1 protein-coding gene is annotated in these 511 nt (G+C 41.9%); it reads left to right on the top strand.

Going from position 1 to position 511, the window contains the following annotated elements; translation table 11 throughout:
• Positions 1–29: 29 nt before the first annotated feature.
• The coding region (locus R8O11_RS31435) for a helix-turn-helix transcriptional regulator (RefSeq protein ID WP_318195419.1) at positions 30–511 on the top strand (482 nt) is incomplete at its 3' end.

Raw genomic sequence — 511 nt, 5'->3', positions numbered from 1 at the left:
ATCAAAACTACTAAAGGAATGCGAGTAGGATGGAGCATCAAACTACAAGGAATGTCATCTTAATCACGGAGGGCAGTCTACAGTCATCTCTCTTAAAGGATGTTTTGGAAACGAAGCTCGGTATTAACGTTCTACTGATCACTCCAGAAAATCTTGCTAGCCCATTTGTAAGAAATCAATCCATATCAGCGATTGTCTTGGATTACAGTGTTATCACAGATGAAGTGTTTGCTCGTTATATGGAATTTAAAACCCCCCATTTAACTGGAACGCTTGAAATCCTCATCAACTGTGACAAATCTATCTCAACGGATGAGCTCTTTGTCTGGCGTTCACTTGCCGGCATTTTCTATACCTCAGACGATATACAAACCTTACAAACGGGCATTGACAAGGTGCTCCAAGGCGATATGTGGTTCAGTCGTAAATTCGCACAACAGTACATTACTCACCTGCGTCGTCATAGCAGGCCAATTAATAAAAACGTTCCGGCAATATTGACCAAGCGGGA

It is taken from the genome of Vibrio sp. 1288 (assembly GCF_033344475.1).
Note: the sequence above shows the minus strand (reverse complement) of the source record. Positions and strands in the feature narration are given on the sequence as shown.